Genomic DNA, 25,693 nt, shown 5'->3' on the forward strand with positions numbered 1-25,693 from the left:
CGCATGACGAAGCTAACCATGCAGCACAAGCATATTCTGGTCGTCGAGGACGAGGCCCCCATCCGCGACATGATCCGGTTCGCGCTGGAGCGGTCGGAGTTCCACGTTCATGAGGCCGAGGACGCCCAGTCCGCCCGCCTGGCGATTGCCGATCAGCGGCCCGACCTGATCCTGATGGACTGGATGCTGCCCGGGGTGTCCGGTGCGGAGTTCGTGCGCGAACTGCGCCGCGACTCGTTGAGCAGTGCCATCCCGGTGATCATGGTCACCGCCCGGGTGGAAGAGGATGACCGGGTCCGCGGGCTGAACATCGGCTGTGACGACTACATCGTCAAGCCGTTCTCCTCTTCCGAACTGGTAGCCCGCGTGCGTGCGGTGCTACGCCGGACGCTGCCCGGTGGCGAGGCGGAAACCCTGGAAGTGGACGGCCTGCGGCTCGATGGCGCCAGTCAGCGGGTGTCCGCCGGCGATGATCCGGTGCGTCTCGGACCCACGGAATACCGCCTCCTGCGCTTTTTCATGAGCAATCCGGAACGGGTATATTCCCGGGAACAGATGCTGGATCGCGTGTGGGGACAGAATGTGTTCGTCGAGGAACGCACCGTGGATGTGCACATCCGCCGGCTGCGCAAGGCGCTGGCGCCGTTCGGTTTCGATCGCTTCATCCAGACGGTCCGCGGCAGTGGATATCGCTTTTCCAGCCGGGCGGGCTAGCCTGATACCGACATGAGCATGCGCTCGGCCGCGGTGGTATCCGCCTGGCGTCGCGAAGTTGTCGTACTGGCGGTCTGGCTGGCGGCCTGGACGCTGATCGGTGCGGCCTTCGGCTATGCCCTTTGGGCCGCCTTCACCGGACTGATAGTGTATCTCGTGATGCACCTGGTGTACACGAACCGCCTGCATCGATGGCTGGTCAATGACGACCGCGATCCCCCCGAAGGCCTGGGCGTCTGGCAGGACATCTTCGTCGAGTTCAACCGGCTCAAGCAGCGCAATCGCAAGCGCAAGAAACGGCTCAAGAGCATCGTCAACGAATTCCAGGCCTCCACCGCCGCGCTGCCGGACGGGGCGGTGGTGCTGGACGGGCAGGGTCGTATCGTCTGGTTCAATCAGGCGGCCGCGGCGCTGGTCGGTCTGCGGGCACCGCAGGATCTGGGTCAGCGCGTGACGAATCTGGTGCGCCATCCCCGGTTTTCCACCCTGATCAATGCGCCGGATGCCCAGCCGGGCGAGGTCGAGGTGCCGTCCCCGATCAGCGAGCACGGTGTTTTGATGCTGCGCATTATTCCCTATGGCAACGGCCAGCAGTTGCTTATCGCCCGCGATGTGAGTGAACAGAAGCGCATGGAGGCCACCCGTCGTGATTTCGTGGCCAATGCCTCACACGAACTGCGTACGCCGCTGACTGTGTTGCGCGGGTATCTGGAAATGATGGAGGAGGAAACCGGCAAGGCCGGGGCGCTGGAACAGTGGCGGGCGCCAGTGCGGGAAATGGGCCAGCAGGCCCTGCGCATGAGCCGCATCATCGAAAGCCTGCTGCGGCTGGCCCGGGTGGAGGCGGAAGGGCTGCAGCAGCGCCAGGAAGTGGTGGACATGGCCGCGCTGATCGAGCGCCTGGTGGCCGACGCCCGCCGTCGGGACACAGCCGGCCACCGGTTCGAAACCGAAATCCAGGCCGGCCTGTCATTGTTCGGGCGCCCCGGCGAGCTGGAAAGCGTGGCCGGCAACCTGATCGCCAACGCGGTCCAGTACACGCCGGAAGGTGGCGAAATTGCGGTGCGCTGGTGGCTGGACGCCGATATGGTCAAGCTGTCGGTAAGCGATACCGGCATCGGTATCGAGCAACGGCATCTGCCGCGGCTGACCGAGCGCTTCTACCGGGTGGATGCCGCGCGTTCCACCGCCACCGGCGGCACCGGCCTGGGGCTGGCGATCGTCAAGCACTGCCTGGAGCACCACGAGGCGGAGTTGTCGGTGGACAGCGAGCCGGGTGTCGGATCCACCTTTACCTGCCGCTTTCCGCGCCAGCGTGCCCACGTCGCCAATGCGGCCTGATTCCGCTTTTCTACCACCATGGTGGCCGTTTCGGCGGGCCGGCAGCACTTGCTCTACGCGTTCGTCATAAAACTGTCACATTTCCGTCACAAAATCGCAGCCTCATTTCCGGCGGCCCTCGCTTCCAGGCGATTGGAGCCGCCCCGGCACAATGCGAGGCCTTGCGAATGAGCAGCGGAATCACGCGGTGGTCGATCCCGATGGTGGTGGCCACGATGTTGATGACGGTCGGCACGGTGGCTGCCGCTGGCAGCGACAATCGGGCGCTGGACCTGTACATGGATACCGAGACCAAGCAGATTTTCGCCGAACCGGGGCCCGGCCGGGTCAGGCTGGGTCGGTTCCGGCCGATGACCGACGAGGATGACCGCGCCCGTGATGTCGCCGACGGGCAGAGTGGCGAAGCCACGGTCGCCGCCGAACCGGGTGATAGCGCGCTCGAGCTTACCGACGAGAGCGGCGAGTTCTCGATGGCCCCGGGCGGCCGGCTGCACGCCCAGTACAGCTATCAGGACGACGACCTGACTCGTAATGGCCAGCCGGTGGACGCGGCCAGCGGCACGGAGATCCGCCGTGCCCGGTTCAACATGTCGGGCGATCTGGGCGAGGACTTCGAGTACCTCACCGAGTTCGATTTCGCCGGCAACGATATTGCCATTACCGATGTGTTTCTGGTCTACACCGCCTTCGATCCGCTCGAGATCACGGTGGGACACCAGAAGCACGCGATCAGCATGGAGCTGCAGGAAAGTTCCAACGACATCATGTTCACCGAGCGGTCGCTGCTCAATGCCATGACTGACACGTTGTTCGATCGTGCGATCGGGATCAACGCCAAGGGGTCGGGTCGCGACTGGTCGGCTCAGATCGGCCTGTATGGTGATTCCGCCGCTCCCAACGACCGTGACCAGGAAGCTGACGAGGGTTACGGGCTGGGCTCGCGGCTGACTTACGCGCTGGTCAACGACACCGGCCGGGTGCTGCATCTCGGCGCCTATGCGGGCCTGCGTGAGCCCGCCGACAGCGGTCGGGTCAACAACGAATCCCCGGCCTTCAATATTGACACCACCAATCATTCCAATGTGGCGCTGACCGATACCGGCCCGATCGACGCCATTGACCGCGCCACCATTGCCGGTCTGGAACTGGCCGCGGTGGCCGGCCCGTGGTCGCTGCAGGGCGAGTACGCCCGGGTCGGTGTTTCCCGGGAAAACGGTCTGCCCAGTCTCGATTTCATCGGTTACTACCTGCAAATGGGCTGGGTGCTGACCGGGGAATCGCGCCGCTACAAGGGTAGCGATGGCGAGTTCAAGCGGCTGCAGCCCCGCCATGCCTTCAGCCCGGATGACGGCTACTGGGGCGCCTGGGAAGTGGCGCTACGCTTTGACCAGCATGATCTGACCGACCGCGATGTCATCGGCGGTGAACAGAGCCGCGCGAGCCTGGCGCTTAACTGGTACATGAACGACTACGTCCGAGTGATGCTGGATTACAACCGGATCCTGGATGTGGAGGACTCGCCGCAGCGGGATACCGGTGGCGGCCAGCCCGACGGGCTCAACATCTATACGCTGCGCACGCAGTTTGCATTCTAAGAGAGCCCCGAACGGGCAACTGGTAAACTCGCGTGTCATCGGTCGCGGATTCAGAGGAATACGGCGTGGACAAGGTCAGCCTCGACAAGCACACCTCGAAGCAGTTCGACGAGGATCTGGAGGATGTGCGTGAGCACGTGCTCAATATGGGTGGGCTGGTGGAACAGCAGGTCGCCAACGCGGTGCGTGCGCTGGTGGAGGGCGACGGGGAGCTCGGCGAGGCCGTGGCCCGCGGGGATTTCGAGGTGAACCGGCTGGAGGTGGAGATCGACGAGGAATGCACCCGCATCCTCGCCCGTCGCCAGCCGCAGGCCGGCGACCTGCGCTTGGTTACCGCCATCATCAAGACCATTACCGACCTCGAGCGTATCGGCGACGAGGCCGAGAAGATCGGCCGGCTGGCGGCCCAGCTGTCCAGCCAGGTAACTCCGCGCGGCGCGTTCCAGCAGATCGAGCTGCTGGGGCGGCATGTGCGTTCGATGGTCAACGACGCCCTCAACGCCTTTGCCCGGATCGATGCGGACGTGGCGCTGGCAGTATCCAAGGAGGACCAGCAGGTCGACCGCGAATACGAGTCGGTCATGCGCGAATGCATCACCTTCATGATGGAGGATCCGCGCACTATCCGGCAGATGCTGGATGTGCTGTGGGCGGTACGGGCGCTGGAACGTATCGGCGACCACGCCACCAATATCGGCGAATACGTGATCTATTTCGTGCACGGGCAGGATGTGCGCCATACCACCGTGGAAGCGATGGAACGGGAAGTGCTCGCGGCCAAGGAGCGGCGGCGGCCGCTGTGAGGCAGTACGCCGGAGCAATGTCACGGGACTGTCATTATTCGTCGCTACCTTGCCGGGAGTGTCAGCCGGCAGGCGTTTCGGGGGGGACGTATCCGGTCCCCCTCATGTCATCAAACAGTCATCGGGTCGCCGGTCGCCGTCAGGCGGACCGTCCCGGGTTGTCGTGAATCATTCGAATCGAAGTCAGGAGTCAATGCGCATGTCGGCGAAACTTCACAACCGTGTGCTTGGTGTTGCGATGGCGGCCTCGCTGATCGTACTTGCCGGGTGTGGCGATGGCGGCGGTAATGCCGGCGGTGGGATGGAAACGGTCAAGGTGGACGGTTCCTCCACCGTGTTTCCGGTGATCGAAGCGGTGGCCGAGGAATTCCAGAAGGCCAATCGCGGCACCTATCGCGTAACCGTGGGTGTGTCCGGCACCGGCGGCGGCTTCAAGAAATTCTGCCGCGGGGAGACCGACCTGTCCGACGCCTCGCGCCCGATCAGTGAATCCGAGCGCGAGGATTGCGCGGCCAACGGCATCGAGTTCATCGAACTGCCGGTCGCACTGGATGCGTTGACGGTGGTGGTGCATCCCGACAACGACTGGGTGGCATGCATCAAGCCGTCCGAGCTCAAGACCATGTGGGAGCCGGCCGCCCAGGACGAGATTACCAACTGGAGTCAGGTACGGGACAGCTTCCCGGACCGGAAACTCACCCTGTACGGCCCGGGCACCGATTCCGGCACCTACGACTATTTCACCGAGGCGGTGATGCACGACAGCGGTGCCTCGCGCGGTGACTTCACCGCCAGCGAGGACGACAACGTGGTGGTGCAGGGCGTGGCCAACGACGTCAATGCTCTGGGCTACTTCGGGCTGGCCTACTACGAGGAAAACCGTGAGCGGCTCAAGGCGCTCAAGGTCGAGAACAGCGATGGCGAATGCATCGGCCCGTCGCTGGAAACCGCCAAGAGCGGCATATACAACCCGTTGTCGCGGCCGCTGTTCGTGTATGCGCGCGTTTCGTCGCTGAACGAAAGCGAGGCCGTGCGCCAGTTCGTGGAATTCATGCTCGACGCCGAGCGCGCGCCCACACTGGTCAAGGAAGTGGGCTACGTGCCGTTGCCGGCCCGTGCCTATGAGCTGGCCCGTGAGAACGTGGCCGAGCGCCGGACCGGCACCGCCTTTGCGGACGGCGCCCAGGTGGGCGTATCGATCGAGGATCTGCTGAAGGCGGAAAAGCGCCAGTAGCGGTCGGCGACAGCAGGTCAGTAACGAGGGGATGGGAACGACGTGGCAGTAACCGGGGAACGGGTATCGCTGCAGCCCAGCGAGGCATTCCTGCGCCGGCGGCGGCTGGTGGATCGGGGTGTTCGCTGGCTGTTGTTCGCCGCGGCCAGCCTGTCGGTGTTCGTCACCGCGGCGATCGTTTACATCCTGGTGTCCGAGTCGGTGGTGTTCTTTGCCAACGTCTCGATCGTCGAGTTCCTGACCTCGACCTCCTGGACGCCGCTGTTCACCAATGCCAACTACGGGATCTGGCCGTTGCTCACGGCCACCATGGTGGTAGCCGGCATCGCGCTGCTGGTGGCGATTCCGGCGGGGACACTGCTGGCGGTCTACCTCAGCGAGTATGCCGACAGCCGCGTGCGCGAGGTCATCAAGCCGTTTCTGGAACTGCTGGAGGGCGTGCCCACGGTGGTGTACGGCTATTTCGCGCTGCTGTTCGTCACGCCGTTGCTGCAGACCTTCATCCCGGGCCTCTCCGGCTTCAACATGCTGGCGCCGGGGCTGGTGATGGGCGTCATGATTCTGCCCTACGTCACCTCGGTATCCGAGGACGCCATGCGCGCGGTACCCAACGAGCTGCGCGAGGGGGCCTACGGGCTGGGATTCACCCGCTGGCAGACGGCCCGCAAGGTGGTGATCCCGGGCGCATTCTCGGGTATCACCGCTGCCTATATCCTGGGCATGTCACGGGCCGTGGGCGAGACCATGGTGGTGGCCATTGCCGCTGGCCAGAATCCCAAGTTCACGCTCGATCCCACCGAGGGGGCGGCGACCATCACCGCCTACATCGTCCAGGTTAGCCTGGGTGATCTGCCGCACGGCTCGATCGGCTATCAGACCATTTTCGCCGCGGGCCTGACCCTGTTCGTAATCACCCTCAGCTTCAACGTGCTGGGTTTCTACCTGCGGCGCCGCTTCCGCGAGGTGTACTGACGATGGCCGACGGTGTGCACGACATCGACTATGACAGCCTGATCCGGCGAAACCGGCGCTGGGACCTGATCTGTGCCGGCGCCGGTCTGGTGGTACTGATGGTGGCGGTGCTCACGCTGCTGGCGCTGATCCTGGATCTGGCCGTGACCGGTGCCCGGGTCATCGACTGGCAGTTCGTCACCAGCTACCCGTCGCGCAACGCCGGCGAAGCGGGGATTCTGTCCGCCTGGGTGGGCACCACCGCGGTGATGATCGTCACCGCCTTCCTTTCCATTCCGCTGGGGGTGATGGCGGGGCTGTATCTCGAGGAGTATGCGTCGCGCAACTGGCTGACCGATCTGATTGAGATCAACGTCACCAATCTGGCGGGCGTGCCGTCGATCATCTACGGCCTGCTGGCTCTGGGTCTGTTCGTCTATGGACTGAATCTGGGCCAGACCATTCTGGTGGCGGGCATGGTGCTGGCATTGCTGATTTTGCCGGTGATCATCGTGTCCACTCGCGAGGCCATCCGCAGCATCCCGCAGGAAACCCGCGAAGCCTCCTACGGACTCGGCGCGGATCAATGGCAGACGGTACGCATGTGCGTACTGCCGGCGGCCCGGCCGGGCATCCTCACCGGGGCCATCGTGGGGCTGTCACGGGCGATTGGCGAGACCGCGCCGGTGATCACCATCGGGGCGCTGACCTTCATCGCCTTCCTGCCGCCGTCGCCGGTACAGGGCAACTTCCCGTTCCTGAGCTTCGAGTGGCTGAATACCCCGTTTACGGTCATGCCCATCCAGATGTTCAACTGGGTGTCGCGCCCACAGGCCGAATTTCACGTCACCGCCGCAGGTACCGGCGTGGTGCTGCTGGCGATGACGCTGCTGATGAATGCGGTGGCCGTCTACATCCGTTATCGCGTTCGCCGTCAGCGGTGACGGCACCAACGCGCCGGCGTGTCTGCAATACTTTCGCGATGGAGTCGAGATGAGCGCACCGAGCACACAAGAGGCATCCGCCATGGACAGTCCGGACAACGAGGCAACGGCCGAGGCCGCGCCCCGGAACGAGGCCGAGGCGGTTCCGTCTCAGCGCGGCCGCGCCGAGGTGCGTGACCTGAGCTTCTGGTACGGGGATTTCCAGGCCCTGTCGGACATCTCGCTGCCGGTGCTGGACCGGCAGATCACCGCCCTGATCGGCGCATCCGGGTGCGGCAAGTCCACCTTCCTGCGCTGCTTCAACCGGATGCATGATCTGTATCCCGGCAACCGCTACCAGGGCGAAATCAACCTCCAGCCCGAGAATGTCAACATCATCAGCCCCGGCGTGAGCGCGATGTGGGTGCGGCTGCACGTGGGCATGGTGTTCCAGAAGCCGAATCCGTTTCCCAAGTCGATCTACGACAACGTCGCCAGCGGGCTGCAGATCCGCGGCATCCGCAAGCGGGCGGTGGTGGATGACGCGGTGGAACGCTCACTCAAGCAGGCCGCCCTGTGGGACGAGGTCAAGGACCGCCTGAACACCCCGGCCCTGGACCTGTCCGGCGGTCAGCAGCAGCGTCTGTGCATTGCGCGTGCCCTGGCTACCGAACCGGAACTGCTGTTGCTGGATGAGCCCACGTCGGCGCTCGATCCGATTGCCACCGCCAAGATCGAGGATCTGATCACCGATCTTCGCAGCGAGATCACGGTCCTGATCGTGACCCACAACATGCAGCAGGCGGCCCGTATCTCCGATTACACCGCTTTCATGCATCTGGGCGAGCTGGTGGAGTATGACGAGACCGACACCATCTTCACGTCGCCCAGTTCCGAACGCACCAGCGATTACATCACCGGCCGCTTCGGCTGAGTCGGGGCTGTCTTGGCCCAGAGTCACACCTTCAAGGGCTTCGACGAGGCCCTGAACAGGCTGCGGGCTGATATCCGCGGCATGGGCGACAAGGCGCTGGCGGCCGTGGATGCCGCGGTGGCGGCGCTGGCCGAGCATGACCGGGCGGCCGCCGAAGCCGTGATCGACAGCGATCGCGACATCGATCTTATGCAGTTCGGTGTCGACGATGCCCAGCTGCATGCCCTGACCGAACACGCAGCGGTGGCCGGGGACCTGCGCGAGATCCTGGTGGCCGGCCGGATTGCCGCTGACCTCGAACGCATCGGGGATCACGCCGGCAGCATCGCCAAGCGGGTGCTGCTGCTGCGGGTGCCGCTGGAAACCGGCTCGCTGTTCCAGGTCAAGCGGCTCTACACCCGGGCGCGCGACCTTCTCACCGGGGTGATGACTGCTTATGCCCGGCGAGACGGCGAGGCGGCCCGGGAACTCTGGGCCAGCGATGCCGAGCTGGACGGGCTGTATCGCCAGCTATTCGAATCCCTGATGGATGACCGCCACGCCGGTGGCCACGATGCGGCCGTGGCCACCCATCTGATGTTCGTGGCCAAGAGCGTGGAACGCATCGGGGATCACGCCACGAATATCGCGGAGGAAGTGGTGTTCCTGGCCACCGGCGACCGGGTGACGGACCCGCGCCCCAAGCAGGACCTGGTCGGACACCGCCGCTGATCGGCCCGCGCGCAGGGCAGCGGGTGGCCATCTGGTAGACTTGCGGCTTCGCTGCCCGATCACCCGCGTCAAACGATTCCTCATTGGCCCGATCCCGTCGTAAATCCCCGGCACGAGGGCGTCGCCGCTGGCTGATACCGGTTGCGGTGATCCTGTGTGCGGTCATGGCCGTGGCGGCGCTCTACACGGTGTATCTCGACGTACAGGTACGCGGCCGCTTCGAGGGGGCTCGCTGGACATTGCCGGCCAAGGTGTACGCCGATCCGGTGGAGCTTTACATCGGGCAGGCGGCGACGCCGGCATCGGTGGTGGCGGATCTCACCCGGCAGGGCTATCGGCGGGACCAGGAAATCGATGCCGCCGGCACCTTTCGCGCCAGCGCCGCCAGCGTTGATCTGCATACCCGGGCCTTCGATTTCTGGGACGGCCACCAGCCCGACCGAAGGCTGCGGCTGGCCTTCGGCGATGGGCGCATCCGCTCGCTGACCGCACTCGATGACGGTGACGATCCAGCGCTGATGCGTCTGGACCCGATGCTAATCGGCAGCATCTATCCCACCGGCAAGGGCGAGGACCGCATCCTGGTCAAGCTCGGCGAGGTGCCCCCGATGTTGCCGGCCGGCCTGATCATGGTGGAAGACCGCAACTTCATGGATCACTTCGGCGTGTCGCCCAAGGCAATCCTGCGGGCGGCGGTGGCCAACCTGCGCGCCGGCGGGGTGGTGCAGGGTGGTTCCACCATCACCCAGCAACTGGTCAAGAACTTCTATCTGACCAACCAGCAGACCCTGGTGCGCAAGGCCAAGGAAGCCCTGATGGCGATTCTGCTGGATGCCCACTACGACAAGGAAGCGATTCTCGAGGCCTATCTCAATGAGGTGTATCTCGGTCAGGAGGGCGGCCGTGCGATCCACGGTTTCGGCCTGGCCAGCTACTTCTACTTCGCCAAACCGGTGGAAGAGTTGCAGCCCCATGAAATTGCGCTGCTGGTGGCAATGGTCAAGGGACCCAGTTACTACGATCCCCGGCGCCACCCCGACCGTGCCGAATCCCGCCGCAATCTGGTGCTGGACATCTTCGAGGAGGCCGGGTTTCTCGACACCGAGTCTGCCGTCGCCGCCCGTGGACGGCCGCTGGGAGTCACGGATGCCGGCAGCCGCGGCACCAGCCAGTACCCCGCTTTCATCGACCTCGTGCGCCGTCAGCTGAAAGGTCAGTACAAGGACGACGACCTCACCGAGGAGGGCCTGCGCATCTTCACCACCCTGGATCCGGATGTTCAGTCGGCGGCGCATGAACAGGTGGCGAACGGTCTTGAAGCGCTGGAACGCAGTCGGGGCGTGGATGGCGGCAAACTCCAGGCCGCGGCGGTGGTGACCTCGGTGGAAGGTGGTCGCATCCTGGCTCTGGTCGGCGGGCGTCAGGCCCGCGGTGCCGGCTTCAACCGGGCCCTGGACGCACAACGGCCGATCGGCTCGCTGGTCAAGCCGGCGGTGTATCTGACGGCGCTCGACCGGCCGCGCCAGTACAACGTTCTGACGCCGCTGGACGATCGGCCATTGCAGGTGGAACTGGCCAACGGGGATGTCTGGGAACCCGCCAACTACGACAACCAGTCCCATGGCGCGGCGGTGCCGCTCTACGAAGCGCTGACGAAGAGTTACAACGTGGCCACCGCGCGGCTGGCGGTGGATCTGGGTCTGCCGTCGGTGGTGAAAACCCTGCAGGCGCTGGGTTATCCGGGCGACCCGATCCCGGTGCCGGCGCTGGCCCTGGGGGCGGTGGAAATGTCGCCGATGGAAGTGGCCCAGATTTACAACACGCTGGCGGCGGGCGGCTACTACACGCCATTGCTGGCAATCCGGGCGGTCACTACCCGGCAGGGGGAACCGCTCAACCGCTATCCGTTGCAGTTACGTCGGGCGTTCGACGAACAGTCGGTGTACCTGCTCAACTGGATTCTGCAGCGGGTGCCGCGTGAAGGCACCGCCCGCTCGGCCTATCTGACCCTGCCGGATCGACTGCAGGTGGCCGGCAAGACCGGCACTACCAACGAACTGCGCGACAGCTGGTTCGCCGGCTACGGTGGCGACCGGGTCGGGGTGGTCTGGGTGGGCCGCGACGACAACCAGCCAACGCCGTTCAGTGGGGCCACCGGGGCATTGCAGCTCTGGTCCCGGATGATGCGGGATATCGAACCCAGCAGTTTCGAGCCGGCTCGGCCCGAGGGTATTCAGACGCTCCCGGTCCGGCTGTCTGCGCGGGATGACAGCCGTCCGGTCGGCCGGGACTGTGATCAGGCCGTACAGGTACCGTTCATGGCCGGGTATGCCCCGCCCGGACTCGAACCCTGCGATGCTCCGGTTGCGCCCGATTCCGAACCGGCGGACGATCGTGATTCCAACTGGTTCCTGGATCTGTTCCGATGAGGCGATTGCTCCTGCCGCTGGCGGTGTCGATGGGGATGATCTGGCTGGCGGGCTGTGCCCCGCGCGCAGCCTATCCGCCTCCGCCACCGCCGGATTCTCAGGACACGTCCGAGCCGGCACCCCCGGAAGGGCAGCCCGAGCAACCGTCCTCGACTGCCGGGACGCCGTCGCAACCGGCGCCCACGCTGACCGACGTCAGCGGTCCGGCGGTGGTCGCATTGCTGGATTCCAGCGAGCAGCTGGCCCGGGCGGGCAACCACGATCGCGCCGCCGCCGCCGCCGAACGGGCGCTGGACGTGGAGCCTCGCAACCCGTTCGTGTATCGACGGCTGGCTGCGCTTTATCTCGATCAGGGCCAGCCCGAGCAGGCGGAAACCTTTGCCCGCAAGTCCAACAGCCTGGCCGGGCGCAATCCGCCGCTGCGCGCCTCCAACTGGCGGCTGATCGCCGAGGCCCGACGGGCCCGGGGCGATACCGTCGGCGCCGACGCGGCTGCCAGCCGCGCGGATTACTACGCCGGCCAGTCCCTGTGACCACAGCCGATCTGTTCGCCGCCGACGGACCGTTGGCGGCGCAGCTGTCGGGTTATGCGCCCCGGTCGGTTCAGGTGGCCATGGCCGAGGCCGTGGCCGCCGCGATCGAGACCGACGACCGACTGGTGGTCGAGGCCGGTACCGGCACCGGCAAGACGCTGGCCTATCTGTTGCCGGCGCTGGCGGCCGGCGGCAAGGTGATCGTGTCCACGGCCACCCGCCATCTCCAGGAACAGATCTATGCCAACGACATTCCCCTGGTCACCGCTGCGCTGGGCGTGCGGCCACGGGTGCGACTGCTCAAGGGGCGCGCCAACTATCTCTGCCGGCATCGGCTGGCGTTGACCGAGGCCGGCGGTGATCTGCGCAGCCCGGCGCTGCGGGCCCGGCTGCGCGGGGTGCGTGACTGGTCGATGCGAACCCGCATCGGTGATCTGAGCGAGATCGGCGACATCGACGACGGCTCTCCGTTGTGGCCGCGGGTGTCGTCGACGGTGGACAACTGTCTGGGTACGGAATGCCCCGAATTCGAGGACTGCTGGGTGGTGGCGGCGCGCCGCGCGGCCCAGGCGGCCGAGGTGGTGATCGTCAATCATCATCTGCTGTTCGCGGATCTGACCCTGCGCGAGCAGGGGTTCGGTGAACTGCTGCCGGGTGCTGATACAGTGATTCTCGACGAAGCCCATCGCCTGCCCGACATCGCCGGCCAGTTCTTCGGCCACAGCCTGTCCAGCCGGCGGGTGCGCGACGTGATCCGGGACGGTCATGCCGAAGCGCTGGCTGCCGGCGGCGACATGCCGGACCTGACCGCGGCGCTGGAAGAACTGGGCGCGGCCGAGGCCACGGTCAACGACTGCTTTGCCCAGAGCGACAGCACGCTCGCCTGGCGGGCGTTCGTCGCGCGGCGCGGCGCGGAGGCGGCGGCGGGTCAACTGGTAGCTGCCCTGAATGGCTTGGCTGATGCGCTGGCAGAGGTGGCAGAGAGAGCCGACGCGCTGGCCGCCCTGGGGCATCGTGTCGCCGAGCTGGGGGAGCGGGGCGAGGCGCTGCTGCGCGAATCCGAGGCCGAGGTCCGCTGGGTCGAACGGCGGGGCAGCGGCTGGTTCTGGCATGCCACCCCGCTGGATGTGGCCGCGCCGTTCGAACGAGCCCTGCAGGCGCACACGGGTTCCTGGGTGTTCACGTCCGCCACCCTGAGCGTCAACGGGTCGCTCGACTACTTCGCCGGCCGTCTGGGCCTGAACGATGCGACCCAGCATTTGTTCGACAGCCCCTTCGATTACCGCAACAACAGCCTACTGTATCTGCCCGCCTCGATGCCGCTGCCCAGCGACGGAGGCTTCGATGCCGCGTTCGCCGGGCAGGTCCTGGGGCTGGTCGAGGCCAGTCAGGGCGGGGCATTCGTGCTCTGCACCAGTTTCCGCTCGTTGCATGCCGTGGCCGGCCGCCTGCGTCAGGCCGGCGTGGGGCCGCTGCTGGTGCAGGGGGAACAGGGCCGCGCGGCCTTGCTGTCGGAATTCCGTGATCATGGCGACGCGGTGCTGGTGGGCACCGGCAGTTTCTGGGAGGGTGTGGATGTGCGCGGGCCGGCCCTGCGGCTGGTGATCATCGACCGGTTGCCCTTCGCCTCGCCCTCGGACCCGGTGCTGGCCGCCCGGGTCGACGCCATGCGTCAGCGCGGCGAGGCCCCGTTCCCCGATTACCAGGTGCCCCAGGCGGTGATTGCCCTCAAGCAGGGCGTCGGTCGGCTGATCCGGGACCATGCCGATCGGGGTCTGCTGGCGATCTGCGACCCGCGCCTGACCAGCAAGGGCTACGGCCGGATATTCCTGTCCAGCCTGCCGGACCTGCCGGTCACCCGGTCGCGCGACGATGCCGAGGCGTTCCTGCGGGCGGCGGTGTCGGCATGAGGATACTGGCGCTCGACGCGGCCACCGAGGGCTGTTCCGCGGCCCTGATCGGGCCGGATCTGGCGCTGTCCCGGTTCGAGGTGGCCCCGCGCCGGCATGCCGACCTGCTGTTGCCCATGGCCGAGGAACTGCTGGCCGAGGCCGGCTGGTCGCTACACGACCTGGATGCACTGGCGTTCGGCCGCGGGCCGGGCGCCTTTACCGGCTTGCGGATTGCGGCCGGCCTGATCCAGGGCCTGGCGCTGGGCGCTGACTTGTCGGTGGTCGGCATTTCCGATCTGGCGGCCCTGGCCGCCGGGGCGCGGCGTAGCGCTGGCGTGAATCGCTGTCTGGTGGTCAACGATGCCCGCATGCAGGAGGTCTACTGGGCTGCCTACGATTTTGACGACCGGGACGAACCGCGGTGTCTCGGCGAGGAACAGGTTGCGCCGCCGGCGGCGGTGGTGGCGCCCGCGGGCGAGTGGTATCCGGCCGGCAACGGCTGGATGGCCTATCCGGAAGCACTGGCCACCGTGCATGCCGCGGCGAATGGCCCGGTGGCCGCGATTCATCCTCACGCCCTGGACATCGCCCGGCTGGCGGCCTCGCGGGTAGCCCGCGGTGACGCCGGGTCGGCGGCGGATGCTATTCCTGTCTATGTGCGTGACCAGGTGGCCCGAAAGTCTGCTTGAGGACCATGCCGATACCGTTTTCGGCAACTGCCTGGCCAGGGCACCGTACGATCCAGTAGGGCGAGATTTATCGCGTCTGTTTGGTACCTGCCCCGATCATCGACATCGCGGTGCGACGGCATGGATGCAGCCCTACATCGGATCGCTATCCGTAGGCGGGGACCAGAAAAGCGTTTCCCCGACATGTCGTTCAGGGTAGGGCGCCGGCCTCGCGCAGCCGCGTCGCCACTGTTTCGGCCAGTTGAGCGTAACCGGCCGCGTTGGCGTGGACCCGGTCCGATTTCAGCTCGGCGTCTCGCAGAATCCGGTTGAGCTCGCCCGACAGCAGCGGTACCTCGTAACGCTCGGCCAGGTCGGCATATAACGCATGATCGCCACCCAGCAGCATCAGTTCCGGGACCGCGATCAGCAGTACCGGGATATCTCGTTCCCGCAGGGCTTCGAGCATGGCGGCGAGATCGTCCCGGGTTGCTGCCGGGTCCCGCTTGCGCAGGAAATCGTTGCCGCCCAGGCAGAGCAGGACCATATCCGGCCGGTGCTCGGCCAGGGCCGCCGGCAGCCGTTGCCGACCCTGGGCGGTGGTTTCGCCCGGCACGCCCGCATTGACCACGCGTCGGCCAATCAATGCCTGGAGGCGGGCGGGGTAGGCCTGGTCCCGGGTGGTGCCGGTGCCGTGGGTCAGGCTGTCGCCGAAGGCCAGGATGGTGGCGTCGCCGGCAAGCATCGGCAGCGATGGCGGCGTGCTGCAGCCTGCCAGCACCAGCATGAGCAGCAGCGGTTGCAATAATTCGATCAGGAAACGATAGTGGCGCAATGATCTATTCACTTGGTGACAAGACGCCGGTACTGCCGGCGGACGGGGATTACTACATTGCCGACAATGCCACGGTGATCGGCGATGTGGTACTGGAAAAGGGCGCCAGCGTCTGGTTTCAGGCAGTGATCCGGGGCGATTGTGATCGCATCGTGATCGGTGAGGAAAGCAACATCCAGGACGGGGCGGTGATCCATACCGACCCGGGCATCCAGGTACATGTCGGGCGCGGTGTGACGGTGGGCCACCAGGCCATGCTGCACGGCTGCGAACTCGGCGAGAACAGCCTGATCGGCATCCAGGCGTTGATCCTCAACGGCGCGAAAGTGGGTCGCAACTGCCTGATCGGCGCCCAGGCGCTGATTCCGGAAGGCGCCGAGATTCCCGATAACAGCCTGGTGCTGGGATCGCCCGGCAAGGTCAAGCGGGAACTCGATGAAAGCCACATCGAGATGCTGCGCCACGGCGCGTCGCATTATGTGGAAAACGGCCGGCGATTCCGCGAACAGCTGCGCGTCTACGATCCGGAAACGGGCAGGTAGACGTCGAAGCGGGCGCGACCGCCCCGAACCTGGTGGTCGGGCCGGGCCAGCGCGGGGCTGCGTGGATGATGCTTCATTGCCACCCGCAGGCCGGTGGCCCGGGCGGCCTTCAGCAGAGCGCCGGCATCGGGATCGTCCCCCACGACCTGCCGCAGCATCTGCAGCTCCCGCTTGGGCAGAGCCGAACGGCGATCACCGCCGAACATGGGATCGAGATAGATGGCGTCGAAATCCGACGCCGTCAGATCTTTCAGCCGGACCGGGGCATCATCGACCGTGACGCCCCGCCAGCCGGCAATCCAGGTTGCGCCGGCGGTGCTGGCGCGATTCGCGGCATCCTCGACCAGGGTGGCCACGACCGGTGAGCGCTCGATCGCAGTGACCCGGCAACCCAGGCGCAACAGATGGGCACTGTCCCGGCCCAGGCCGCAGGTGGCGTCGAGAATCCGCGGCGTGGCTTTACCCCGCAGGCCCAGGGCCCGGGCGATCAACGCGCGGCGTCCTTCGCGGGCGCGTCGGTCCAGCCCGGCATCCAGCCAGTCGGCGCGCAGGCCCTGCCACGGCATGTCGGCCACCCGAAGCTCCAGACCGGCGGCGGTCAGCGCCAGATACACGCCGTTTGCCGGTGGGTCGGCGATGGTATCAGCCGGGATCCGGCTGGCAAGCCCGGCCAGACAGGCCGGATTCGCACCGGGTTCGGCCCAGAGACCGATCACGGCGCGGCGCGTGACCTACTGGCTGAGACGGTCGGCATCGAACAGCGACGTCAGCTTCTGGGCCAGCATGATGTCGCCGTCCACCTGCAGCTTGCCGGTCATGAAGGCGGTCATGCCGTTGAGCTCGCCGGTAAGCAGGGCAACCAGATCGTCGTCATCCATGCGCAGGGTGACATCGGCGTTGTCGGTCTCGCCTTCCTGAACCTGGCAGGTGCCGTTGTCGATGACCATGTGCATCGGCGTGGAGATGGCGTACTGGATGGTGGCGTTCATGTCGCCGGCGGCGCTGGCATCGAATGCCTGCGGCATCATTTCGATCAGGGCCTTGGCATTACTCATCACTCGTCTCCCCTTGGTTGGCGTGCAATACGTGGATGCATGAAAGCGCCATATCATCCATGCCGCAGGGACGGTTGACTACAGGTAACAATGATATTCGGAAAATTTTCTTTCACGAAAAGCGCTTGGGCAATCCTTGGTTGCGTGGCATACCGGGATTACCGGCCGGATTGCGCGGCGGCTCAACCCTCCAGAAAATCGACCACCGCGTTGTAGCCGCTCTCGGTCAGCAGCACCGCATTGACGCTGCTGGCATAGATGCGGCCGGCGGTCCGCAGCCGCTCGATCTCGCGGTGGTCCTGCTCGGCGCTGAGATAGTAGAAGTCCCGCCCCTCGTCGAAACCGTCCTTGAGCTGCTTGAAGGCCAGAAAGGCGGTGCCCTTGGTGGATCCGTTCGCCTCGTCGATCTCCTTGAGGCTCCAGGTTTTTTCGGCTTTGATCATGAACGGATGGGGGCAATGGCCGGACGAGGCGAAGACCGGCAAGCTATCACCGGCTCCCGGGAGGGTCAATCGCCTGCGCCGGCGACGTGACGCGTTCGTTTTGAGTCTTTATAGTCAACTGATCAGATTGGCTTTTTAGTCAGTGGGTGAAGACAGGCAAGAGGACAACATGAAAGTCACCGAACTGATCGAGCATTGGCGGGCCGGGGACGGCGAACCCCGCGCGGCGCGGGAATACCGGCTGCGGCTGCCGGTCTACGACGCGGCCAAGGTCGCCGCGCTCACCGAGCTGTTCCCGGGGCTGACCGAGGAACGCATTCTCACCGACCTGCTTTCGGCCGCGCTTGACGATCTCAGCGCCTCGTTCGCCTATGTCGAAGGCAATGACGTGGTGGCGCGGGACGAGGAGGGCGACCCCATTTACGCCGATGCCGGTCTCACTCCTAGGTTCCACGAGGCGGCGCGGCGGCATGCGGACGCGCTCAAGCGGGAAACGGAAGGCTCGTCATAACCGTCGTTACCCGTCATCCGCTGATCGAACGCCTCGCTGCCGCCCTTCGCTCGACGCATCTGGCTGCCCCGCGGGCGCTGGTCGATCTGGGACTGCCGTCGGCGGCAGCGCATATTCTGGATGAACCCGCCATGGCAGGGCTGCGGCCGGCCGCCGTGCTGGTCCCGGTGATTGAGCGTCCCGACGGCCCGCGGGTGATTCTCACCCAGCGCACCGACGAACTGCGTCACCACCCCGGCCAGATCAGCCTGCCGGGCGGTCGGGCTGAGGCGACCGACACCGATGCGGTAGCCACCGCGCTGCGCGAGACCAGAGAGGAGATTGGCGTCTGCGCGACACAGGTGGAGGTAATCGGCTTTCTGGATGATTACCCCACGACCACGGGTTTTCGGGTGACGCCGGTGGTGGGGTGTCTGCCCGAGAATTGTCGCTACCAGGCCGATGGCCGGGAAGTGGCAGAGATCTTCGAGGTGCCGCTCGCGCGATTGCTGGATGCCGGCAATTACGACCGGCGCTGGTTCGATCGCGACGGCCTGCGTCTGCCCTACTACGCGCTGACCCACGAACACCGCTTCATCTGGGGCGTGACCGCGGGCATCCTGCATCACATGGCCCAGCGATTGTCGCCCGTGACCTGACGCAGTGCGGAAGGACCGAGTCTCCAGCCACAAGTTCATGGTTTCAATGGCTTAGGCATCGAGGCCCGTCGCCCTCGTGAATGTTTCCGGCTAGACTGTCGGCACCGGCGCGACACACGCATCGCGCAGCCAACCGTGGACCGGGTTAACCCGGCGTGCGAAAGGGGGGAGGATGCGAATCGGACTGGTCGTGGACTCGGGCTGTGATCTGCCCCGGTCGTTCATCGACGAACACAACATCCTGGTTCTGCCGATCTCGATCCGGATCGGCGACGAATTGTTTGTGGATGAGCGGGATCCGGATCGGACCACGGAGTTCTACCGCCGGCAGGCCCTGGACAAGAGCCACGATGCCGAGACCGTGCCCTTCTCCATGGAACAGATCCGCGATCTGTTCCTGAACAGGGTCGTCACCAACTACGACTACGCGCTGGTGCAGACCATCGCCCAGAGCCGCAGCCCCATCTTCCAGAATGCCACCGATGCCTCGCATGCGATTCTTCGGGCCTACAAGCCGGTGCGCAAGGCCGCGGGGGTGGAAGGACCGTTCGCGCTACGGGTGATCGACAGTCAGTCCCTGTTCGCCGGGCAGGCGGCGCTGGCGGCGGAGACGGTTCGGCTGATCGAGTCCGGCGTCAAGGTCAACGAACTGCGCCAGCGGGTGGAAGAGCTGGCGACCAAGGCGCATGGTTTCGGCACTTTTCCCGATCTCTACTACGTGCGCGAGCGGGCACGCAAGAAGGGGGACAAGAGCATCAGCTGGCTGGGCGCTTTCATGGGCTCGGCGCTGGACATCAAGCCGATTCTCTGCGGTCGCCACGACCAGACCTTCCCGGTGGCCAAGGTCAGGCATTTCGACGCGGCGGTGGAACGCATCTTCGATTACACCGTCAAGCGCATTGAGCGCGGCCTGCTGGCGCCCACGGTGTGCGTGAGCTATGCGGGGGATGCCGAGGCAATCAAGCAGATGCCCGGTTACGACCGCTTCGTGCAGGCTGCCCGGGCGCATGACGTGCAGGTGATGACCTCGATGATGGCCACCACCGGCGGCGTCAACCTCGGTCCGGGTGCCCTGGTGGTCGGATTCCTGGCCGAGCCGGAGGAATTCGAGTAACGACGACTACGCCGGCCTGTGGCCCTTGCCGGCGGCTTCCATCAGCGGCTTGATCAGGTCCATCGGCAGCGGGAACACGATGGTGGAGTTGTGCTCCCCGGCGATGTCGACCAGCGTCTGCAGATAGCGCAGCTGGATCGCCTGCGGCTGCTCGGAGAGCGTACGCGCAGCCTCCTGCAGGTTCTGCGCCGCCTGCATTTCGCCTTCCGCGTGAATCACCTTGGCCCGCCGTGAGCGCTCCGCTTCGGCCTGGCGGGCAATCGCCCGGATCATGCTCTCGTCCAGATCTACATGCTTGATCTCGACGTTGGCCACCTTGATGCCCCAGGCGTCGGAGTGCTTGTCTAGGATCAACTGGATGTCGGCGTTGAGCTTGTCGCGCTCGGCGAGCATGTCGTCCAGATCGTGCTGGCCCAGCACCGATCGCAGCGTGGTCTGTGCCAGCTGGCTGACGGCGTCGTAGTAGTGCTCGACCTCGATGATGGCCTTGTTCGGGTCCACCACCCGGAAGTACACCACCGCGTTGACCTGCACCGACACGTTGTCGCGGGAGATCACGTCCTGGGTAGGCACGTCCATCACCACCACCCGCAGATCCACCTTGATCATCTTCTGGACGAAAGGGATCAGCAGGATCAGGCCCGGGCCCTTCACCCCGGTATACCGGCCGAGCGTGAACACCACCCCGCGCTCGTACTCGGGCAGGATCTTGACCGCGCTGAACAGGATGAACAGGATCAGTGCGATGAGAATGATGCCGAAATTGAAGAACATGGCGATGACTCCTGAAGTTATTTAGGACGTCCGGTCCGAGTTGTCCGGGGTAACCGATACCACCAGCCCGTCGACCCCGGTAACGGTTACCGTCTGACCCGTCCGGATCGGCGTGGTCGTGGTCGCCTGCCAGCTCTCCCCGTGCAGCAGGACCCAGCCGCGCTGGTCGAAGTCCTCGCTGGCCCGGGCGGTGGCCCCGATCAGGCCTTCGCGGCCGGTGACCACGCGCCCCCTATGGGAGCGGGCGAACAGGTAGACGATCAGGAACATCAGCAGCGCCGCCGCCGTGGCGGTGGCGCCGATGATGGCCAGGGGGATTTCGTAACCGGGCACCCCGGTATCCATGAGCATGATCGAGCCCACCACGAAACCGACGACGCCGCCCAGCCCCAGGATGCCGAAGCTCGGGGCGAAGGCTTCGGCCACCATCAGGGCGATGCCGAGTGCCAGCAGCGCCAGACCGGCAAAATTCACCGGGAGGATCTGGAAGGCGAACAGGGCGACCAGCAGGCAGATGCCGCCCACGGTGCCCGGCACCAGTGCCCCGGGGTTGTAGCCTTCCAGGATCAGCCCGTAGATGCCGATCATCATCAGGATGTAGGCCACCGTCGGATTGGTGATGATCGCCAGCAGCCGGTCCCGCCAGTCGGGTTCGCGGTTGTCGATGGCGGCGTCGGCCGTGGCCAGGGTGACCGTGCCGGCGCTGGTGGTGACTTCCATACCGTCGATCTCAGCCAGCAGCCCCTGCCGGCTGGTCGCCACCAGGTCGATCACGTTCTGCTCCAGCGCGGCGCTGGCAGTCAGACTGGTGCCCTCGCGTACCGCCTGTTCGGCCCAGTCCGCGTTGCGGCCGCGCTGTTCGGCCAGGCCGCGGAGATAGGCGACCGAATCGTTTATCACCTTGCGGCGCTTGGCGGTGTCGGAGTCGGCGGTGTCGGACTTTTCGCCGTCGGATGCCTTGTCGTCCGGTTCCTTGCCGCCACCGGGCAACGGACCGCCGCCACCCATCTGTACCGGCGTGGCGGCGCCGAGATTGGTCGCCGGGGCCATGGCCGCCACGTGACTGGCGTAGAGAATATAGGTACCGGCGCTGGCCGCGCGGGCGCCGCCCGGTGTGACGTAGCCGGCCACCGGCACCGGCGAGGCGAGGATGGCCTGCACGATCTCGCGCATGGCCGTGTCCAGCCCGCCGGGCGTGTCGATGCTCAGAAGCACGAGCGGCGCGTTCTCGGCCGCGGCCTGCTCGAGGCCGCTGGCCACGTAGTTGCTGGTGGCTGGGCCGATTGGCCCGTCGATCCGCAGTTCGATGACCTGTGCCGAGACCGCCGACGGGGCCAGGCCGGCCAGGGCCAGCAGGCAGGCCGCCAGTCGCGGCATCATCACCGCCGCTGCCCATCCCCTAGCGGCGTTTGCCACCCCGTTTCCTGCCCAGGACGTCATAGAGCTCGGCGTACTGCTTGCTGACCTTGTGGCTGGGTGCGAAGTAGACCAGCGGAACCGAGGCCTCGTGAGACTCCCGCACCTTGATCGAACTGGTGATGGCGGTGTCGAGCAGCGGATGGCCTTCCTCCTTGAGCTCCGCGATCAGGCGGGCCGGCAGCTTGGCCTGGGTCTGGAACTGATTGACCACGATGCCGTCGACGCTCAGTTCCGGATTGTGATCATCCTTGATCTCGGCAATGGTGTCGAACAGGTTGTAGAGCGCCTGGCGAGCGAAATCGTCGCAGTCGAACGGAATCAGGCAGTGGCTGGCGGCGATCAGAGCCGACTGCGAGTAGAAATTGAGCGCAGGCGGCGTATCGAAGTAGATCGCGTCATAGCCCTCGAGCGTTTCCAGCGCTTGGCGCAGCTTGTAGATCTTGTGCTTGGCCTCGAGCTTGACCCGCAGCTCTTCGAGGTCCGGATGCGCGGCCATGACGGATAGATTCTCGAAGGGCGTTGGTGTGATGAACGGTTGCAGATCATTGCTCTGCCGTCCTTTCCTCAACGTGTTTTCGAAGAAATCCGCGGTGCCGGCCTCGGCCTGGGCTTCCCCGGACGAGAGCAGGTACTGGCTGGCGTTGCACTGGGCATCCAGATCCACCACGAGGGTCTTGCGGCCCCGGCTGGCGCTGATTGCGGCGAGATTGCAGACGATAGTGGTCTTGCCCACGCCGCCTTTCTGATTGAACACCACCCGGCGCATGGCTGAGGCTCCTGCGGATTGGTTGACTGACGCCATGATGTTAGCCATTCCGGGTGGGACCGTCGAGCGGCCGTCCCCGGCGCGGTCTCAGTCGGGCAGGGCAAGCGCCTCGCACAGTGCCGGTAGTGCCGCGTCCGCCGCGTTGCGGCACCGGACGGTTGCCACGGCGCTCAAGGGCGTGTCGTCGGGGTTGATCTCCACCACGGTCCGGCCCCTGGCCAGGGCTTGTTCGGGCAGGGCGGCTGCGGGGTAGACGAGGCCCGAGGTGCCGGCCACCAGTACCACCTCCGCGTGCTCCACCGCGGTGACGGCAGCTTTGAGCACGTCGGCCGGCAGGGATTCGCCAAACCAGACCACGTCGGGTCGCATCGGTGCGGCGCACGCGGGACAGGGCGGTGGCTCGGGACGATCATCGGGTTCCGTGGCGGTCTCCGAAAACCCGCAGCGCCGTTGACAGCGCTGGCGCCAGATATTGCCGTGCAGGGCCGATACCCGGGCACCGGCCCGTTCGTGCAGACCATCCACGTTCTGGGTGATCACCCGGCAGTCGATCAGGTGCCGCTGCAGGCGGGCCACGGCCCGGTGTGCGCCGTTCGGCTCGGCGCGGGCGATCAGCGAGCGCCGCCACTGGTACCACTGCCAGACGCGCGCCGGATTTGCCGCGAATGCTTCCGGCGTGGCCAGATCCTCCGGCCTGAACCTGGTCCACAACCCCGTTTGGGCCTCCCGGAAGGTGGGGATGCCGGAGGCTGCGGAGACCCCGGCGCCGGTCAGGACGGCGACCGTGCCGGCGGCGGCGATCTCGTCGAGCAGTGCCGACGGCCAGCCGGTCTCGAAGCTGCCAGCCGGCGGGGTCACCCGCCGTCGACGATTTCCGCGATCTGCAGCTGCGGCTGGATATCGGTGTAGTTGGGAATGTCGGCCAGGATTGTTTCGCCCTCGGCGTCGAAGGCGGACTGGAAATCCTGGATTGACTCGAAATACAGGTGGGCCGCCGCGACGAACGGAGGCGGCCCGCCATCGCCGCCGGCCAGGCCCTTGTCATTTTCGGCGCGGATCATGCCGCGGGCGCCGAGCCGGTCGCGCACCATCGCCATGTGGTGATTGCGGTAGTAGTCGTGATCGAAACGGGCGCCTTCGGTATGCGGATAGACAGCGGATACGCGGATCATGGGGTCTCCTCCTCGTTGGTTCCGATCAGCCTAGGCGATGTTGACGGCCCGGGCCAAGCGCGGCCCGGCCTTGCGCTACTTCAGCCGGGAGCGGGGCGGCTTCCACTGAACCCGGTAGAGATCGTGACGACGGTCCAGCAGATTCTGCACCGTCCCGCTGGTACGGGAGTCGCGCAGGATGTCCAGCCGCAGGTCGGCGATTGCCACCATTTCCACGTTTGGGGTGGTGTCGGCGGCCACGCCGTCGCGGGCGAAAGGGAAATCGCAGGGGGTGATGATGGCGCTCTGGGCGTAATGAATGTCCATGGCATGGATGCGCGGCAGGTTGCCGACATTGCCCGCGGTGGCCACGTAGATCTGGTTTTCCACCGCCCGAGCGTGTGAGCAGTAGCGCACCCGCAGGTAGCCGCTGCGATCCTCGGTGGAAAAGGGCACGAACAACAGATTGATGCCCTGGTTGGTCAGGTGCCGGGCCAGTTCCGGGAACTCGCTGTCGTAGCAGACCAGCACCCCGATGGGGCCGCAATCGGTCTCGATGGCGTTGAGGGAATCGCCGCCGCGGATGTTCCACCAATAGCGTTCGCCCGGCGTCGGGTGGATCTTGGGCTGGCGGTACTCCGACCCGTCGCGCAGGTAGATGTAGCCGACGTTCTGCAACTGATCGCCCACCCAGGTGGGATGGGAGCCGGCGATTATGTTGATGTTATAACGCACCGCCAGGTCCTGCATGATCTCGCGGAACGGCACCTCGTAGTCGGCCAGCTGCTGGATCGCCTCGCGATGCTCCAGTTCCTCGTTGTCGATCGACAGCAGCTGGACGGTGAACAGCTCGGGGAACACCACGAAATCACAGCGGTTGTCGGCCACTTCGCGCACGAAATAGGTGGCGATCTGGCGGAACTCGTCCAGCGAACTGATCTGGCGTTGCAGATACTGGACGGTCGCCACCCGCACGGTGACCGGCATCTGCAGATGCACGTGGCTGTCGCCGGGCACCGGCTGCCGGTTCTCGTGTTCGGGGTTGCGCCAGATCAGATGCGCGGCATAGCCCATGGACGGCTTGTCATCCGGCATGTAATCCGGCAGTAAACCAAGTACTTCGAAACCGTTATTCAACTGGAATGTGAGAACGGCGTCGCGCCACTGCCTGGCCACCACGTTGTCCACATACTGCTGCGCGCCGCCTGCCCGCTTGAACCGCCGCCGCAGTCCCGGCAAGCGGCCCCCGAATACCACGCCCTTTAGCCCCAGCTTGCGGCACAGCGCAAAGCGCTCCCGGTACAGCCGCTGGGCGATGCGCATGCCGCGGAAGTCCGGGTCCACGCAGACCTCGTAACCATAGAGGTAGTCGCCGTCACTGTCGTGGGTGGAGCCGTAGCCGTTGCCGGTGATTTCGGCCCAGGTGTGCGGGGCCAGCACCTGTTCCTCTGGCAGGCAGAGGGTGGCGCAGTAGCCGACTACCTTGCCCTCGTACTCGGCGACCAGCTGTCCTTCCGGGAAATTGTTGATCTGCCCGCGCAATTCATCGCGGGTGTAGGCGGCCATACCGGGATAGGCCTTGGTGGTCACCGTCCGGATCGCCGACAGGTCGGCGATGGCGGCGGCGCGCACGATCATGCGGGACGACTGGGACATGCTCGGAATGGTCAGGTCGGCGAATGGGAGCGTGGTTGTACGCGCTCGCCGGCCGGCGCGC

27 protein-coding genes are annotated in these 25,693 nt (G+C 65.8%); 17 read left to right on the forward strand and 10 right to left on the reverse strand.

Going from position 1 to position 25,693, the window contains the following annotated elements; all coding sequences use genetic code 11:
• Positions 1 to 3 precede the first annotated feature (3 nt).
• The 13 genes from phoB (at position 4) to tsaB (ending at position 14,749) form a co-directional block, all read left to right on the forward strand.
• Entirely contained in the window at positions 4 to 714 is a 711-nt protein-coding gene (gene phoB / locus RM532_RS11225; protein ID WP_349255311.1) for a phosphate regulon transcriptional regulator PhoB, read from the forward strand.
• Between the two features lie 12 nt (positions 715 to 726).
• Positions 727 to 2,055 (forward strand): phosphate regulon sensor histidine kinase PhoR, encoded by a 1,329-nt coding sequence (gene phoR / locus RM532_RS11230; RefSeq protein ID WP_311653421.1) that lies wholly within the window; start codon positions 727 to 729, stop codon positions 2,053 to 2,055.
• Between the two features lie 167 nt (positions 2,056 to 2,222).
• The gene (locus RM532_RS11235) at positions 2,223 to 3,650 is read left to right on the forward strand and encodes an OprO/OprP family phosphate-selective porin (protein ID WP_311653422.1); all 1,428 of its coding nucleotides are present in this window, start codon (positions 2,223 to 2,225) and stop codon (positions 3,648 to 3,650) included.
• A gap of 65 nt (positions 3,651 to 3,715) precedes the next feature.
• The gene (gene phoU, locus RM532_RS11240) at positions 3,716 to 4,453 is read left to right on the forward strand and encodes a phosphate signaling complex protein PhoU (RefSeq protein WP_311653423.1); all 738 of its coding nucleotides are present in this window, start codon (positions 3,716 to 3,718) and stop codon (positions 4,451 to 4,453) included.
• A 193-nt stretch (positions 4,454 to 4,646) separates the two neighbouring features.
• Entirely contained in the window at positions 4,647 to 5,687 is a 1,041-nt protein-coding gene (locus RM532_RS11245; RefSeq protein WP_349255312.1) for a PstS family phosphate ABC transporter substrate-binding protein, read from the forward strand.
• 42 nt (positions 5,688 to 5,729) lie between these two features.
• A complete protein-coding gene (gene pstC, locus RM532_RS11250) occupies positions 5,730 to 6,659 on the forward strand; it encodes a phosphate ABC transporter permease subunit PstC (RefSeq protein ID WP_311653425.1) in 930 nt (309 codons plus the stop codon).
• Positions 6,660 to 6,661: 2 nt separating this feature from the next.
• Complete coding sequence (pstA, locus tag RM532_RS11255) at positions 6,662 to 7,582, forward strand: phosphate ABC transporter permease PstA (protein ID WP_311653426.1); 921 nt, start codon at positions 6,662 to 6,664, stop codon at positions 7,580 to 7,582.
• 49 nt (positions 7,583 to 7,631) lie between these two features.
• On the forward strand, positions 7,632 to 8,495 hold the full coding sequence (pstB, locus tag RM532_RS11260) for a phosphate ABC transporter ATP-binding protein PstB (protein ID WP_311653427.1): 864 nt from the start codon (positions 7,632 to 7,634) through the stop codon (positions 8,493 to 8,495).
• Positions 8,496 to 8,507: 12 nt separating this feature from the next.
• Positions 8,508 to 9,206: a phosphate signaling complex protein PhoU gene (gene phoU, locus RM532_RS11265; RefSeq protein ID WP_311653428.1), complete on the forward strand. Its 699-nt coding sequence runs from the start codon at positions 8,508 to 8,510 to the stop codon at positions 9,204 to 9,206.
• An 83-nt stretch (positions 9,207 to 9,289) separates the two neighbouring features.
• The gene (gene mrcB / locus RM532_RS11270) at positions 9,290 to 11,635 is read left to right on the forward strand and encodes a penicillin-binding protein 1B (RefSeq protein ID WP_311653429.1); all 2,346 of its coding nucleotides are present in this window, start codon (positions 9,290 to 9,292) and stop codon (positions 11,633 to 11,635) included.
• Positions 11,632 to 12,168, forward strand: coding sequence for a tetratricopeptide repeat protein (locus RM532_RS11275; protein WP_311653430.1), 537 nt, complete (start codon positions 11,632 to 11,634; stop codon positions 12,166 to 12,168). The genes mrcB and RM532_RS11275 overlap by 4 nt, the downstream gene beginning before the upstream one ends.
• Complete coding sequence (gene yoaA, locus RM532_RS11280) at positions 12,165 to 14,078, forward strand: DNA repair helicase YoaA (protein WP_311653431.1); 1,914 nt, start codon at positions 12,165 to 12,167, stop codon at positions 14,076 to 14,078. The genes RM532_RS11275 and yoaA overlap by 4 nt, the downstream gene beginning before the upstream one ends.
• A complete protein-coding gene (tsaB, locus tag RM532_RS11285; protein WP_311653432.1) occupies positions 14,075 to 14,749 on the forward strand; it encodes a tRNA (adenosine(37)-N6)-threonylcarbamoyltransferase complex dimerization subunit type 1 TsaB in 675 nt (224 codons plus the stop codon). The genes yoaA and tsaB overlap by 4 nt, the downstream gene beginning before the upstream one ends.
• 190 nt (positions 14,750 to 14,939) lie before the next feature.
• On the opposite strand, the gene RM532_RS11290 is transcribed toward tsaB, so the two are convergent.
• Positions 14,940 to 15,575, reverse strand: coding sequence for an arylesterase (locus tag RM532_RS11290; protein ID WP_311653433.1), 636 nt, complete (start codon positions 15,573 to 15,575; stop codon positions 14,940 to 14,942).
• Here RM532_RS11290 and RM532_RS11295 point away from each other — a divergent pair.
• Positions 15,563 to 16,105: a gamma carbonic anhydrase family protein gene (locus RM532_RS11295; RefSeq protein ID WP_311653434.1), complete on the forward strand. Its 543-nt coding sequence runs from the start codon at positions 15,563 to 15,565 to the stop codon at positions 16,103 to 16,105. The two genes, RM532_RS11290 and RM532_RS11295, sit on opposite strands and share 13 nt — an antisense overlap.
• Here the strand turns inward: RM532_RS11295 and RM532_RS11300 are convergent.
• From RM532_RS11300 to RM532_RS11310, 3 genes are all read right to left on the reverse strand, one after another.
• Positions 16,081 to 16,821: a class I SAM-dependent methyltransferase gene (locus RM532_RS11300; protein WP_311653435.1), complete on the reverse strand. Its 741-nt coding sequence runs from the start codon at positions 16,819 to 16,821 to the stop codon at positions 16,081 to 16,083. The two genes, RM532_RS11295 and RM532_RS11300, sit on opposite strands and share 25 nt — an antisense overlap.
• Before the next feature lie 15 nt (positions 16,822 to 16,836).
• Positions 16,837 to 17,160 carry an SCP2 sterol-binding domain-containing protein gene (locus RM532_RS11305; protein ID WP_311653436.1) on the reverse strand — a complete coding sequence of 108 codons (324 nt, stop codon included), beginning with the start codon at positions 17,158 to 17,160 and terminating at the stop codon, positions 16,837 to 16,839.
• Between the two features lie 182 nt (positions 17,161 to 17,342).
• Positions 17,343 to 17,603, reverse strand: coding sequence for an ORF6N domain-containing protein (locus RM532_RS11310; protein ID WP_311653437.1), 261 nt, complete (start codon positions 17,601 to 17,603; stop codon positions 17,343 to 17,345).
• 169 nt (positions 17,604 to 17,772) lie between these two features.
• On the opposite strand from RM532_RS11310, the gene RM532_RS11315 reads away from it, so the two are divergent.
• The 3 genes from RM532_RS11315 to RM532_RS11325 all read left to right on the forward strand — a co-directional run bounded on the left by RM532_RS11315 (position 17,773) and on the right by RM532_RS11325 (position 19,866).
• Entirely contained in the window at positions 17,773 to 18,114 is a 342-nt protein-coding gene (locus RM532_RS11315) for a type 1 pili tip component (RefSeq protein WP_311653438.1), read from the forward strand.
• A gap of 131 nt (positions 18,115 to 18,245) precedes the next feature.
• Positions 18,246 to 18,752, forward strand: coding sequence for a CoA pyrophosphatase (locus tag RM532_RS11320; protein WP_311653439.1), 507 nt, complete (start codon positions 18,246 to 18,248; stop codon positions 18,750 to 18,752).
• Positions 18,753 to 18,924: 172 nt separating this feature from the next.
• Positions 18,925 to 19,866 carry a DegV family protein gene (locus tag RM532_RS11325; RefSeq protein ID WP_311653440.1) on the forward strand — a complete coding sequence of 314 codons (942 nt, stop codon included), beginning with the start codon at positions 18,925 to 18,927 and terminating at the stop codon, positions 19,864 to 19,866.
• A gap of 6 nt (positions 19,867 to 19,872) precedes the next feature.
• Here RM532_RS11325 and RM532_RS11330 read toward each other — a convergent pair whose 3' ends face one another.
• The 6 genes from RM532_RS11330 to RM532_RS11355 all read right to left on the reverse strand — a co-directional run bounded on the left by RM532_RS11330 (position 19,873) and on the right by RM532_RS11355 (position 25,632).
• The gene (locus tag RM532_RS11330; RefSeq protein WP_311653441.1) at positions 19,873 to 20,640 is read right to left on the reverse strand and encodes a slipin family protein; all 768 of its coding nucleotides are present in this window, start codon (positions 20,638 to 20,640) and stop codon (positions 19,873 to 19,875) included.
• A 21-nt stretch (positions 20,641 to 20,661) separates the two neighbouring features.
• Entirely contained in the window at positions 20,662 to 22,056 is a 1,395-nt protein-coding gene (locus RM532_RS11335) for an NfeD family protein (protein WP_311653442.1), read from the reverse strand.
• Entirely contained in the window at positions 22,040 to 22,825 is a 786-nt protein-coding gene (locus RM532_RS11340; protein ID WP_311653443.1) for a ParA family protein, read from the reverse strand. The genes RM532_RS11335 and RM532_RS11340 overlap by 17 nt, the downstream gene beginning before the upstream one ends.
• An 87-nt stretch (positions 22,826 to 22,912) precedes the next feature.
• A complete protein-coding gene (locus RM532_RS11345) occupies positions 22,913 to 23,683 on the reverse strand; it encodes an SIR2 family NAD-dependent protein deacylase (RefSeq protein ID WP_311653444.1) in 771 nt (256 codons plus the stop codon).
• The gene (locus tag RM532_RS11350; RefSeq protein WP_311653446.1) at positions 23,680 to 23,997 is read right to left on the reverse strand and encodes an EthD family reductase; all 318 of its coding nucleotides are present in this window, start codon (positions 23,995 to 23,997) and stop codon (positions 23,680 to 23,682) included. The genes RM532_RS11345 and RM532_RS11350 overlap by 4 nt, the downstream gene beginning before the upstream one ends.
• A 75-nt stretch (positions 23,998 to 24,072) precedes the next feature.
• Positions 24,073 to 25,632: a GNAT family N-acetyltransferase gene (locus tag RM532_RS11355; RefSeq protein WP_311653447.1), complete on the reverse strand. Its 1,560-nt coding sequence runs from the start codon at positions 25,630 to 25,632 to the stop codon at positions 24,073 to 24,075.
• Between the last annotated feature and the right edge of the window lie 61 nt (positions 25,633 to 25,693).

It is taken from the genome of Spectribacter hydrogenoxidans (assembly GCF_031846275.1).
GTDB classification, from domain to species: domain Bacteria; phylum Pseudomonadota; class Gammaproteobacteria; order Nevskiales; family Salinisphaeraceae; genus Spectribacter; species Spectribacter hydrogenoxidans.